General features: G+C 47.9%; 13 protein-coding genes. 10 read left to right on the top strand and 3 right to left on the bottom strand.

Going from position 1 to position 12418, the window contains the following annotated elements:
* The 5 genes from prfA to kdsA all read left to right on the top strand — a co-directional run.
* Positions 1-828: peptide chain release factor 1 (gene prfA, locus A1OO_RS04005; protein WP_017004703.1), on the top strand; the 828-nt coding region annotated here is incomplete at its 5' end.
* Positions 828-1673 (top strand): peptide chain release factor N(5)-glutamine methyltransferase, encoded by an 846-nt coding sequence (gene prmC / locus A1OO_RS04010; protein WP_017004704.1) that lies wholly within the window; start codon positions 828-830, stop codon positions 1671-1673. The genes prfA and prmC, both read left to right, overlap by 1 nt.
* Before the next feature lie 82 nt (positions 1674-1755).
* Positions 1756-2139, top strand: coding sequence for a SirB2 family protein (locus A1OO_RS04015; RefSeq protein ID WP_016960620.1), 384 nt, complete (start codon positions 1756-1758; stop codon positions 2137-2139).
* Between the two features lie 2 nt (positions 2140-2141).
* Complete coding sequence (locus A1OO_RS04020; protein ID WP_016960621.1) at positions 2142-2951, top strand: SirB1 family protein; 810 nt, start codon at positions 2142-2144, stop codon at positions 2949-2951.
* Between the two features lie 13 nt (positions 2952-2964).
* On the top strand, positions 2965-3819 hold the full coding sequence (gene kdsA, locus A1OO_RS04025; RefSeq protein ID WP_016960622.1) for a 3-deoxy-8-phosphooctulonate synthase: 855 nt from the start codon (positions 2965-2967) through the stop codon (positions 3817-3819).
* A gap of 114 nt (positions 3820-3933) precedes the next feature.
* Here the strand turns inward: kdsA and A1OO_RS04030 are convergent, their stop codons facing one another.
* The gene (locus tag A1OO_RS04030; protein WP_017004705.1) at positions 3934-5808 is read right to left on the bottom strand and encodes a methyl-accepting chemotaxis protein; all 1875 of its coding nucleotides are present in this window, start codon (positions 5806-5808) and stop codon (positions 3934-3936) included.
* Positions 5809-6086: 278 nt separating this feature from the next.
* Here A1OO_RS04030 and A1OO_RS04035 point away from each other — a divergent pair, with 278 nt between their 5' ends.
* The 5 genes from A1OO_RS04035 to A1OO_RS04055 all read left to right on the top strand — a co-directional run bounded on the left by A1OO_RS04035 (position 6087) and on the right by A1OO_RS04055 (position 10987).
* On the top strand, positions 6087-7430 hold the full coding sequence (locus tag A1OO_RS04035; RefSeq protein ID WP_026024035.1) for a Na+/H+ antiporter NhaC family protein: 1344 nt from the start codon (positions 6087-6089) through the stop codon (positions 7428-7430).
* A 205-nt stretch (positions 7431-7635) separates the two neighbouring features.
* Positions 7636-9312: a bifunctional UDP-sugar hydrolase/5'-nucleotidase UshA gene (ushA, locus tag A1OO_RS04040; RefSeq protein WP_016960625.1), complete on the top strand. Its 1677-nt coding sequence runs from the start codon at positions 7636-7638 to the stop codon at positions 9310-9312.
* Positions 9313-9474: 162 nt separating this feature from the next.
* Complete coding sequence (gene ybaK, locus A1OO_RS04045; RefSeq protein WP_017004706.1) at positions 9475-9957, top strand: Cys-tRNA(Pro) deacylase; 483 nt, start codon at positions 9475-9477, stop codon at positions 9955-9957.
* On the top strand, positions 9954-10376 hold the full coding sequence (locus A1OO_RS04050) for a lysozyme inhibitor LprI family protein (RefSeq protein WP_016960627.1): 423 nt from the start codon (positions 9954-9956) through the stop codon (positions 10374-10376). Before ybaK ends, A1OO_RS04050 begins: the two co-directional genes overlap by 4 nt.
* Positions 10373-10987 carry a LysE family translocator gene (locus tag A1OO_RS04055; protein ID WP_016960628.1) on the top strand — a complete coding sequence of 205 codons (615 nt, stop codon included), beginning with the start codon at positions 10373-10375 and terminating at the stop codon, positions 10985-10987. Before A1OO_RS04050 ends, A1OO_RS04055 begins: the two co-directional genes overlap by 4 nt.
* Positions 10988-11097: 110 nt before the next feature.
* Here A1OO_RS04055 and smrA read toward each other — a convergent pair whose 3' ends face one another.
* Both smrA and A1OO_RS04065 read right to left on the bottom strand, forming a co-directional pair.
* Complete coding sequence (gene smrA / locus A1OO_RS04060; RefSeq protein ID WP_083248031.1) at positions 11098-11682, bottom strand: DNA endonuclease SmrA; 585 nt, start codon at positions 11680-11682, stop codon at positions 11098-11100.
* A gap of 198 nt (positions 11683-11880) precedes the next feature.
* Complete coding sequence (locus A1OO_RS04065; RefSeq protein WP_016960630.1) at positions 11881-12021, bottom strand: DUF3149 domain-containing protein; 141 nt, start codon at positions 12019-12021, stop codon at positions 11881-11883.
* Between the last annotated feature and the right edge of the window lie 397 nt (positions 12022-12418).

Raw genomic sequence — 12418 nt, forward strand, 5'->3', positions numbered from 1 at the left:
AAAGTGGAAATCGAACGCCTAGAAGAAGAACTTCAAGTTCTGCTGCTGCCAAAAGACCCGAACGATGACCGCAACTGTTTTCTTGAAATTCGCGCCGGTGCAGGCGGTGATGAAGCGGGTATATTTGCAGGTGACTTGTTCCGCATGTACAGCCGTTTTGCAGAATCAAAAGGCTGGCGTGTTGAAGTCATTAACGCCAATAGCTCTGAGCAGGGCGGTTACAAAGAAATGGTTGCCAAGATCTCAGGTGATGGTGCTTACGGTGTGATGAAGTTTGAATCAGGTGGTCACCGAGTCCAGCGTGTGCCAGCAACAGAATCGCAAGGTCGTGTTCATACTTCTGCATGTACCGTCGCGATTTTGCCTGAGGTTCCAGAAGCGGAAGTTCCAGATATTAATCCATCTGATTTGAAAATTGACACCTTCCGTTCATCGGGCGCGGGTGGTCAGCACGTCAACACCACCGATTCTGCTATTCGTATTACTCACTTGCCAACGGGCACCGTGGTCGAATGTCAGGACGAACGTTCACAGCACAAAAACAAAGCCAAAGCGATGTCTGTGCTGGCCGCGCGTTTGATTAAAGCGCAAGAAGAGAAGCTGGCGGCAGAGCAGGCAAGCACACGACGTAACCTGTTGGGTTCTGGTGATCGTTCGGATCGTATCCGTACCTATAACTACCCGCAGAGCCGTGTGTCTGATCACCGTATCACCCTGACGGTATACCGCTTGGATGAAGTGATGGAAGGCAATATGAATTGCTTGATTGAGCCAATCGCTCTTGAGTTCCAAGCAGATCAACTGGCGGCGCTGGCTGAACAGCACTAATGCCAACCGTTATCGAACATGCGCTGCGTGATGCAGCACTTTTGTTAGCCGATCACCAAAGCCCGTCACCGAGGATTGATGCCTCGGTGTTGCTTTGTCATGTGCTTGATAAACCGAGCAGCTACTTGTACACCTGGTCGGACAAAGTCTTGTCTGAGCAAGAAAGCAAAGATTTTGATGCGCTGATTGAACGTCGAAAATTGGGCGAGCCTGTTGCGTACATTATTGGCTATCGTGATTTTTGGTCGTTGCGACTGAGTGTCGAACCCAGCACATTGATCCCACGTCCTGATACCGAACGATTGGTTGAATTGGCGTTGGCGCGTTTACCTACGGGTGAAGGGAATGTGTTAGATCTTGGCACAGGAACGGGTGCTATTGCGCTGTCTATGGCCAGTGAGCGTCGTGACATCCAAGTCACGGGTGTGGATTTGCGGCCTGAAGCAGTGGCACTGGCTCAACGCAATCAACGCGAAAACCACATTACCAATGCCCAATTTGTTCAAAGTAGCTGGTTTGATAAAATTCCTGCACAAACCTTTACCATGATTGTCAGTAACCCCCCGTATATCGACCCCGAAGACCCGCACCTTGCTCAAGGTGATGTGCGCTTTGAACCGAAAACGGCATTAATTGCAGATGAACATGGGTTGGCGGATATTCGCCACATTTGTCAGCAAAGCCCTCAGTATCTCAGTCGCGATGGCTGGCTATTGATTGAACATGGCTTCGATCAAGGTGATGCCGTCAGGGCACTGTTTACAGAGGCTGGATTTTACGATGTTGAAACCCAGCAAGACTATGCAGGACATGATCGTGTTACGCTAGGTCGTTCGACGCGCTAATACCCATTACCTCAAATATCTGCCGACAAGTAAAGTTGCCGATAGATACGACTATCAATAACGAAATAGAGAATTACGGATTATGTACGCTGCATTGAAGCACTCCCACTTTTTGTTTATCGCCTTGAGTGTAAGCCTTTTTATCCTTCGTTTTGCGTGGCTTATGATGGGCAGCAAAATGTTGGAGAAAAAGTGGGTTAAAGTCGTTCCACACATTATTGATACTGGATTGTTAGCAACGGGGATCGCGCTGATCGCCATCACTGGCTTTATTCCCTTCACGCCAAGCGCCGTTTGGATGACAGAGAAATTGACCTGTGTACTGGCTTATATCGCGCTGGGATACGTGGCTCTGCATTACAGCCAGGGCACACTGTTTAGACTCTTTGCCTTTTTTGGTGCTTTAGGTTGGGTATTTGCGGCCGCTAACTTAGCGATCACCAAAACACCGCAGTTGTTGGGGTAAATATGATCGAGTTTACTGATCAGGAATTAGATGCGCTAACGATGGTCGAGGGTGCATTAGCACTCAATGCCGCCGTTGATCCCGCCACATCCATGCATTGGGTGCGTGCGGAGCTAGAAGTGCTTGCCAAGGATGCTGAACATCTTTTGGCGGGAGAAACCAATGATGAGCTTCGGCTGGAAGGCTTAATCCGCCTATTCTACAAAGAATGGGGATTCAAAGGAGACTTCGAACAATACTTTTCATCCGACAATGCCTTTGTCGAAAAAGTATTGAAGCGTCGCAAAGGTATCCCGGTAAGTCTGGGCGCCATTTTCCTTTTCTTTGCTGATCGCTTGGATTTACCGCTAGAACCTGTTGGTTTTCCCACTCAGCTAATCTTGAAAGTGGATTGGCATCATCGCGAAGCGCAGTATATTAACCCGTTTGATGGCGAGTTTTTATCACCACGTGTGTTGCGCGGTTGGCTAGTGGGCAAAGAAGGCTCAATGGCACAGCTACAACCCGAACACCTTGAAGGAACGGATAACCCGACCTTGATTGGCCGTTGGTTGGCAGTGATTAAAAGCGCATTGCTTCGTGAAGAAAATTACGCCATGGCGTTACGCTGCAGTGAGCTAGCATTGTCCTTTAGCCCTGATGATCCTTATGAAATTCGAGACCGTGGCTATATCTTCCAGCAGCTAAAATGTGACTGGGTTGCGGCAGAAGACTACGAATACTTTATTGCTCAGTGTCCCAATGATCCGGCCGCTGAGCTTTTGAAACTGCAGGTCAAAGTGTTGACTGCAGAAGCCCCTATTTTCCATTAATCAGGAATGTAGCATGACAGCACAAAAAACAGTTCAGATTGGCGATATTAACGTTGCTAACGACAAGCCATTTGTTCTTTTTGCCGGAATGAATGTGTTGGAGTCTCGCGATCTTGCGATGCAGATTTGTGAGCATTACGCGGAAGTGACGCAAAAACTGGGTATTCCATACGTTTTTAAAGCGTCTTTCGACAAAGCTAACCGCTCATCAGTGCATTCTTATCGTGGTCCAGGCCTCGATGAAGGCATGAAAATCTTTCAAGAGCTGAAAGAAACGTTCGGCGTGAAAGTGATCACCGACGTTCATGAAATTTGGCAAGCACAGCCAGTTTCTGAAGTGGTTGATGTGATTCAACTACCGGCATTCCTTGCACGTCAAACCGACCTGGTGGAAGCGTTTGCGAAAACCAATGCTGTTATCAACGTGAAAAAACCTCAGTTCATGAGCCCAGGTCAGGTTGGCAACATCGTCGACAAGTTTGCTGAGTGCGGAAACGAAAAAATTATTCTGTGTGAGCGTGGCTCATGCATGGGCTATGACAACTTGGTTGTTGATATGCTGGGCTTTGACGTAATGAAAAAAGCCAGCAATGGCAGCCCAATCATCTTTGATGTGACGCATTCACTGCAATGCCGTGACCCGTTGGGTGCAGCATCGGGTGGTCGTCGTTCACAAACTGTGGATTTGGCGCGTGCAGGTTTAGGCACCAAGATTGCGGGTCTGTTTATTGAAGCACACCCAGATCCAGACAACGCGCGTTGTGACGGACCTTCTGCCTTGCCACTGGATAAGCTAGAGCCATTCTTAAAGCAAATGAAAGCACTGGACGATCTGGTGAAAAGCTTTGATGAATTAGATATTCGCTAAGGCGTTTATTGCGTTAGCTTATCAGGCAAACTGATACAAAATAAAAGCCGGCTTACGCCGGCTTTTTTACGTTTTGTTGTCGTCATTACCTTGATGCGTTGGCATCAATTTTTACTACAAGTGGAAGCGAGAAATTTCAGCATTCAGTTGTTTGGACAATTGGGAAAGCTCACTTGCTTGTTGGGATGCGTCGTTGGCTTCTTGTGCCAATTCATCTGACGCACTGCGCACAGCTTCTGTATTGCGTGTTATTTCTGCTGTTACCAGAGATTGCTCTTCTGCAGCGGAAGCAATTTGTGTGGCCATGTCACTGATGGTGGAAACCGTGGTCGTGATTTGTGACAAGCTGTCGGTGGCGCTATTCGCATCTTCAACGCTGGTGGTCGCAAGGTGGCGGCTGCCTTCCATGATTTTAACTGCAGAATGGGTGGTGCTTTGCAGTGTTTCAATGGTGGACTGAATTTCGCGGGTTGAATCATGTGTGCGCTGACTGAGCACACGAACTTCATCTGCAACTACCGCAAAGCCACGACCTTGCTCACCTGCGCGGGCCGCTTCAATGGCCGCATTCAACGCCAATAGGTTAGTTTGCTCTGCTATGTCCTGAATGGTCGACAAGATAGAGTTGATGCTTTGGGTGTGCGATTGCAGCTCCGCAATAACCGAGGTTGCTGACTCCACCTCTACGGACAGATTGCCGATAGATTGTTGACTCTGCATAACCTGGGATGCGCCTGATTCAGAAGACCCAACAGCCTCTTTTGACAGTTGTGCGGTATTTTCTGCGCTGCCTGCGATTTCTTGTGTCGCTGCTGCCATTTGATTAATGGCGGTGGCAACCATGCTGATTTCATCTTGCTGACCACGAATACGTGCGCTGCGAATACCTGCTTGGTCGGCTGCGTTATTCGCTTGCACTGACAGTGACTCACCTACATCTTTTAGATGCGAGACCATCGTGTGCATATTGGTAACAAAGGTATTGAAGTTATGGGCAAGTTGACCCACTTCATCATTGCTGTGAGGGGTGAGACGCTGTGTTAAATCCGCATCACCACTGGCAATTTCTGCCATTGCAGTAGCCACACGGTTCAGATCGCGAAACAGTACATTCACCAGCCACACTGATAGCACTAAAACCACCAGTGTCACGGCAAGACTGGTTAAAATCAGAGTGGTCACAGCACTGTGATGTTCCGCCAGTTCCGTTTCCATATCCAACTCAATACCGATAAACCATTGGGCTAGTGGTAATTCAGTAAAGAAGTAGGCTTTGTTGCTGCCATTGAGCGTGGTTTGTACCAATTCGCTGTTCTGCGTGGCTTGACGAACAACAGAAAGGTTTAGCGCGGGATTGTATTGGGTGACAGGCCTGCTATTTAGGGCTGGATCTCTATGTGCGATTAGCGTGCCACTGTCACTAAACAGCATGCCGAATGCATTTTCACCAAAATTAAACTGAGACAAATCACTGACGACTTTGCGAAGACTGATATCTCCGCCGACAACGCCGGTCAGCTGACCATTTTGATACACGGGTGTGGCAACAGTAACCATGGTTTCGCCTGTTAGCGCATCACGGTATGGGTCGGTACAAATAGTCTTGCCTTCTTTGATTGCTTCAAGGTACCAAGGACGCTGACGAGGGTCGATGTCTACGCTTGCGCCGTTCGCCAATACAAGTGTGCCATCGGTTTGCGCATAAAACGTCATCGCAAACTTGCCTGATAATTGCAGCATTTCCAGGGCGTTGATTTCATCATTGTGGGGCATGGTTTGAATGAAGCCAGACATCGCCACCGAGTGCGCCTCTAACCAATCAGTGAATCCCACTTTAGCGACTTCAGACATACTTTTCACGCGATACTCTAGGCTCTGTTGAGTTTGCGTAGACAGTTGATTGGCTGCCAGTAATGAGAGAACAGTTGCCATTGCCATCACGGCAACAAGGCAAGTGCCTATGAGTTTTTGTTTGAGTGTGAGTGTCATCTTACGTTCCTTGCAGCTTACTCGAGAATTCAAAGGAAAGGCGCCAAAGGGGCCAATCGCTATGTTGTTATTGTCAATATTGTTATTGGTATGACGTGTGGTATCGGCACTGATAGTGAATGCTTTAGCAAAAAGACATCATAGTGTGAGCTTGTTTCAAACCAAGAAGTGTGGGCAATGAAGACAAATATATGCGGACGTTTAGACGTCTATTTATTGACGTGATGGACGTTTCCTTTTACTCTGCGTCCAACTTCACAAAATATATGCAACATGACATGACACAGAAGCAATCCGACATTACACCTTCAGCGCTCGCGCTGCTGCCCTTTGGGGTTTTCTTGTGCCTGTTCATTGGTACGGGCGTATATTTCTCCACTCAGAATATTGAATTCGCGTTTTATCAGCTCCCAGCACCGATAGCGGTATTGCCTGCCATCATGCTGGCGGTGTTGATGAGCAAAGATAAATTGAACACAGCGATTGGCCAGTTTATTGAAGGTGTGTCGCACCGTGACATAACGGCAATGTGTCTGATTTATCTGTTGGCCGGTGCATTCTCTGCGGTCGCAAAAGCGACGGGCGGGGTGGATGCGACCGTTAATTTAGGCTTGGCGATACTCCCTTCTAGTTTCATTCTGCCAGGCTTATTCCTCATTTCTGCCTTCATTGCGACATCAATGGGGACGTCCATGGGCACCATCGCCGCCGTTGCGCCTGTTGCGCTGGGAATAGCCGATAGCACGGGTATAGATGCCGCGTTGATGGCAGGTGTGGTATTGAGCGGCGCGATGTTTGGTGACAATCTTTCGATCATTTCAGACACCACCATTGCGGCAACGCGTTCGCAAGGGTGTCACATGAAAGACAAATTTCGAGAGAACGTAAAAATCGCGGTCCCTGCAGCGTTGGTGACATTGTTGATTTTCTTCTTTGCCAATGAAGTCACGCAAGCCCCAGTGGCAGGTGAGATTGATTGGTTAGCCGTGTTGCCTTATTTAACTATTCTGGCCTTGGCGGTATACGGCATTAATGTGTTTGTGGTGCTGACTATCGGCATTGTATTCGCAGGAGTTGTGGGCTTGGCGCAAACCGATGGCTACAGCGTGATGACATTCAGTCAGGATGTTTACGCGGGCTTTGGCAACATGCAGGAGATCTTCCTGTTGTCTTTGCTTATCGGAGGTCTGGCTGAGTTGATGCGTCAGCAGGGCGGGCTTGCTTTTGTCACTGAGAAACTAAGCAAACTTATCTTGTCACGTGCTGACAAGTCGGCTGAAAAGGGCTCACCGCGTGCGAGTGAAGCGGGTATCGCGCTTCTTGTTAGCTTGACGAATTTCTGCACTGCCAATAACACGGTGGCGATCATTGTGGCTGGTGGTGTGGCGAAAGAGTTGTCAACGCAACATGATGTGGCACCAAAACGCAGTGCAAGTTTGTTGGATATATTCTCCTGTGTCATCCAAGGCATGTTGCCTTATGGCGCTCAAGCATTGCTATTGGGGTCTATTTTTGAATTGTCGCCACTTTCCGTGGTTGGACAGTCTTATTACTGTTTCCTTTTGGCGATATCTGCAGGTTTTGCCATCGCGCGCTCAAAGCGACAACTCGCGGCGAAATAACCATCACAAACACCCTGTAGCGGGCATTAGATGTCTACCTACAGGGTGTTTTTCAGTGATCTGGGCGGCAGTTTGTTGAAAGAACAATGTGATGATTAACGGATATATTTAGACTGTTTCGTGAAAATGACGAAAATCTTCGTTAATCAATCTAGAAGCTAGACATACGCTAGCTTTAAAGTTCTCAACAAATATAGGTACACCCATGAAGGATCGCCTTTCTCTGAAAGTAGCCATTAGCGCTGCATTGCTGGCCTCATTGGCTGGCTGTTCAACCACCACTGAAACAACGGAAGTTGTGCAAGGTTGGCAACCAGATACCACCTATAACGTCACTATTCTTCATACCAATGATAACCATGGTCGCTTTTGGCATAATCGCCATGGCGAGTACGGTATGGCAGCACGTAAGACGCTTATCGACCACTTACGCACGGAAGCTGAAGCGCAGGGTGCCTCGGTGCTGTTGCTGTCTGGCGGTGACATAAATACAGGTGTTCCAGAGTCTGATTTACTTGACGCAGAACCAGATTTCAAGGGTATGACCATGATTGGTTATGACGCGATGGCTCTGGGCAACCACGAATTTGATAACACGCTCGACGTGCTAGAAAAGCAAATGCAGTGGGCTGACTTCCCAATGCTGTCAGCGAATATTTACGACAAAGCGACGGGTGAACGTAAATATCAGGCCTACGAAATTTTCGAAAAGAATGGCCTACGCATTGCGGTTATCGGTTTGACTACCGAAGACACAGCAAAAATCGGTAACCCAGAATACATTGGCGAGCTAGATTTTCGTGATCCAAAAGAAGAAGCGAAAAAGCTGATTGCTGAGCTAGAGAAAACCGAAAAGCCTGACATCATCATTGCGACCACACACATGGGTCACTATGAAGATGGTAATCGTGGCGTGAACGCGCCGGGTGACGTGGCGCTTGCGCGTTATCTTGACGGTGGTTCGCTGGATATGATTGTGGGTGGTCACTCACAAGAGCCAGTGTGCATGGAAGGTCCAAACGTATACAGCAAGTCGTTCAAACCGGGTGATGAGTGTAAGCCAGACAACCAAAATGGCACTTGGATTGTTCAAGCGCACGAATGGGGTAAGTACGTTGGTAAGGCAGACTTTGAATTCCGCAACGGCGAATTGAACTTAGTGTCTTACGACCTGATCCCCGTAAACCTGAAGAAAAAAATAAAGGTTAACGGCGAGAAGAAGCGAGTCTTTATCGAGAGCGAGATTCCTAAAGACAAAGAGATTTATGACTTCCTTAAACCTTACCAAGACAAAGGCCAAGATCAGCTAAACATCAAGATCGCGGAAACCAACGGAAAACTGGAAGGTGATCGCAACGTGGTGCGTTTCCAGCAAACTAATCTGGGCCGTATGATTGCCGCTGCACACCAAGAACGTGCGAAAGCAGATTTTGCCGTGATGAACTCAGGCGGCGTGCGTGATTCTATCGAAGGCGGTGACGTGACTTACAAAGACGTCCTGACCGTTCAGCCGTTTGGAAATATGCTGACTTACACCGACATGAGCGGTGCTGAAGTATTGGACTATCTGAATGTGGTTGCGACAAAATCCGTTGATTCTGGTGCCTATGCGCAATTTTATGGTATTGCGATGAGTGTTTCTCCAGAAGGCGTGAGTGACGTTGTGATTGGTGGTGAGCCACTGGATCTAAACAAAACGTACCGTTTCACCGTGCCAAGCTATAACGCAGCAGGCGGTGATGGCTATCCAAAAATTGCCGATCATCCTGGCAACGTCAACACGGGTTTTGTAGATGCGGAAGTGCTTAAAGACTTCTTAGAGAAAAACTCGCCAATTGATGTGAACAAGTATGAGCCAACTGGCGATATCGTTTACAAGTAAAGACTTGTGAATTGAAGTGCAAGTAAACGCTTGCACTATCACGCTCTGGCTAAAAAGGCACTGGTGACAGTGCCTTTTTTTATGTCATTATCGCAACAGTATTAGTAAGGTCATTGGCTGTAACATGTTAACTGGCCTTCGCCACGCTCGAGAGAAATTATTATGACACCGGCCATTACCCTCGCAGAGAAGTCAGGCATCGCATTCCACGTGCATAGCTATGAGCATGACCCTAACAACACTCATTTCGGCCTAGAAGCGGCATCTGTGCTTGGGCAAGATCCTACGCGTGTGTTCAAGACCCTGCTGTTTGCCATGAATGGCGACCCTAAAAAGCTCGGCGTGGCAATTGTTCCCGTTGTGGGGCAATTGGATTTAAAAGCGACTGCCAAGGCGGCGGGTGCCAAAACGGCGGAAATGGCGAACCCCGACATCGCAGAAAAAACAACGGGCTATGTCGTGGGAGGGATCAGTCCACTGGGTCAGAAAAAGCGTTTGCCGACACTGCTTGATGCCAGCGCTGCACACTTTAAGACGATTTATGTCAGTGCGGGTCGTCGTGGACTAGAGATCGAGCTATCACCAGCGGATTTAGTGGTGTTAACCCAAGGGAAGATGGCTTCAATTGGAAAGGAGAGCAAATGATGCACAAAGGGTTACCCGCATTCATGCTAGTGTGCTTACCTTTTTCTGCCGCGGCGGAGAAACCAGAATCAGCACTTTTGACGTGTTACAAAGCGTTTGAAACCCATGTTGAAGTGACTGCCTGTCTCGATAACCACTGGCAGATGGCGCAGGCTAAACTGGAAAAAACGGTGGCGGCACTCAACGCTCACTTTATTAAGCTGGATCAAATGTCATCGTCTTCTAACGCTGTTGCAGCAGAAGGTAAAGCGGTCGCTGGTTTCAATGTGTGGCGTGAAGAGCAATGTAAAATGGTCGAGGCCAGTTATGCATCTGGTTCAGGCAGTGGGCAAGGCTACCTTAGCTGTATGCTTGAACTCACCAATGAGCAAATTGTTCGCTTAAATAGCCTAATGGGCATGAAGAGGAGTGTGAAGTGAGCCTGTCTGTATGGCTAAGTTTGGTATTGGTATGTCTGTTAGGCGCAATGTCACCGGGACCTAGCTTAGTTGTTATGGTTCGTCACAGTCTTGCGGGTGGTCGATTACACGGCATTGTCGCAGCATGGGCGCATGCATTGGGTGTTGGCTTTTATGCGCTATTAACCTTGCTTGGGTTGGCTGTGATTTTAAAAGAATCGCCGATGGTATTTACGTTTATTACCTATGCAGGTGCTGCTTACCTTGCTTGGCTAGGGATTAAGTCGCTGCGTGCAAAAGGTGGCGTTGCGGCGAAACTTGAAAAAGGCGAGAAAACGACGTTATTGGAAGCGGCACGAGATGGCGCAATGATTTCGGTGCTTAATCCAAAACTGGCGTTGTTCTTTTTAGCGTTGTTCAGCCAGTTTGTCGCCATTGGTACGGATACCTTTAGCCGATCTGTCATTGTGATCACGCCGTTCTTGATTGATGGGCTTTGGTATACGCTCGTCGCACTGGCTCTGTCATCCAGCCGTATGTTAGAAACGCTAAAACAAAATGCGGTATTGATTGATAAGCTATGCGGGTTAGTGCTGCTCGGGTTAGCTGCTCGTGTGATTGTGACCCTATAGGCTAGCAATCGTGTCAGTCGATTTGGCTGCGTATCAAGCAACAAAAAAGGAGCGATGTATTCGCTCCTTTTTACGTTATTCGTGTCATTTGTTATCAGTGATGACGGACGCTAACTGCGGCGGTTCAAGTGGCGATCGCGCGTTTCTAGCTTTTTTTCTTGGCTCTTTTTAATCAAAACGTACACTGCACCTGCACCGCCCTGATGGCGTAGTGCTGAGTGGAAACATTGCACATCACTGATCTGTTCAAGCCACTGACAGACATAACTCTTCATTTGAGCCTGTGGTGTTGAACGTTCACCTTTTCCATGTACAACGATGACAGTGCGAATGTCCATACGTTGGCATTGTTTCAGAAATTTGAGGATCTCTTCACGCGCGTCTTTCAAAGTGAACTTGTGAAGATCCAGTCGCGCTTGGATATCATACTTGCCTAAACGCAGTTTTTTGAACACACCATCTTGTACACCTGCGCGCTTGTAACCAACGGTATCTTCCGGCTTAAGCATCTTGGCATAATCAAGAGAAAGGTACTGAGGATCGCCGTCAGAGAGTCGCTGCGCAGCAAGTTGACGAGCAAGCTGTGCGTCAGAGGGTTTGTGCGGATGGCTGGTTCTTTCCACCGTATCGTGATCAATCGGCGCTACATCAGCCATCATTTCCCGAAAAATATCGGACTCATTATTACCGTTCATAGTCGTTACGGATTGGTGAAGCATCGCTGGAGTATAATTGTAATTTGCGCGCAGGTCTTGTAGATCGTGCCGCGGAAAATGCAGAAATGGGAAAAATTGCGGCAAACTTCTTTTCTTGTAATGAGAAAAAAAAGGCCAGAGCGCCTTGTATACTCTGGCGTAAGCAACCAAATTTTTCAGTTAGCAGCTTCAATGAAATTAGTGCGTTTCAGGCTCTTGAAGCGCTTTGTAAACAAAGAAACCACCCATAAACGTGATCATGCCAATAGCAACAAAAATGACGATCATTGAGGAGAGGCCAATTGCGTTTCCGAAAAGTAGGTCTAACCAGAAGTCCATTTTTGTGATTCCTATGTCTGTGAAAGTTAAGACTAGGTTGCCAATGGGTGAACGATTCATCGATGATCCAGATCAAGTGAACAGCGTGTTAGTGTCACGTGACAATTCAACTGTGTTCAAGGTCGCAATTTGCCTCGGATTGGTGATCCTTTGAGCGAACGGTCCGTAACGAGTAAAAATCATGATAAAATACTTGAGTCTCGTACAAGGATGAGTATTATAGCGACCTCTGAGACGCACTGCGTAAACAGAGATTGTCGGTGAATAGCGCAGTTTTGTGGCGTATCCGGCTCTTGGGAATAGCGGACCAGAGGGTGACCCTCTGAGAATATTTCGAAGAAACACAAAAAAGTTCGGTGAATAGCGCAGCTTGGTAGCGCATCCGGATCTTGGGAAT

The sequence above is a fragment of the Enterovibrio norvegicus FF-33 genome, from assembly GCF_000286835.2.
GTDB classification, from domain to species: domain Bacteria; phylum Pseudomonadota; class Gammaproteobacteria; order Enterobacterales; family Vibrionaceae; genus Enterovibrio; species Enterovibrio norvegicus_A.

Coding starts and splice junctions, on each gene's coding strand:
- kdsA (WP_016960622.1), top strand. CDS start 2,965: ATGACAGCACAAAAAACAGTTCAGATTGGCGATATTAACGTTGCTAAC.
- prmC (WP_017004704.1), top strand. CDS start 828: ATGCCAACCGTTATCGAACATGCGCTGCGTGATGCAGCACTTTTGTTA.
- ushA (WP_016960625.1), top strand. CDS start 7,636: ATGAAGGATCGCCTTTCTCTGAAAGTAGCCATTAGCGCTGCATTGCTG.
- smrA (WP_083248031.1), bottom strand. CDS start 11,682: ATGAACGGTAATAATGAGTCCGATATTTTTCGGGAAATGATGGCTGAT.
- A1OO_RS04020 (WP_016960621.1), top strand. CDS start 2,142: ATGATCGAGTTTACTGATCAGGAATTAGATGCGCTAACGATGGTCGAG.
- A1OO_RS04030 (WP_017004705.1), bottom strand. CDS start 5,808: ATGACACTCACACTCAAACAAAAACTCATAGGCACTTGCCTTGTTGCC.
- A1OO_RS04065 (WP_016960630.1), bottom strand. CDS start 12,021: ATGGACTTCTGGTTAGACCTACTTTTCGGAAACGCAATTGGCCTCTCC.
- ybaK (WP_017004706.1), top strand. CDS start 9,475: ATGACACCGGCCATTACCCTCGCAGAGAAGTCAGGCATCGCATTCCAC.
- A1OO_RS04050 (WP_016960627.1), top strand. CDS start 9,954: ATGATGCACAAAGGGTTACCCGCATTCATGCTAGTGTGCTTACCTTTT.
- A1OO_RS04015 (WP_016960620.1), top strand. CDS start 1,756: ATGTACGCTGCATTGAAGCACTCCCACTTTTTGTTTATCGCCTTGAGT.
- A1OO_RS04035 (WP_026024035.1), top strand. CDS start 6,087: ATGACACAGAAGCAATCCGACATTACACCTTCAGCGCTCGCGCTGCTG.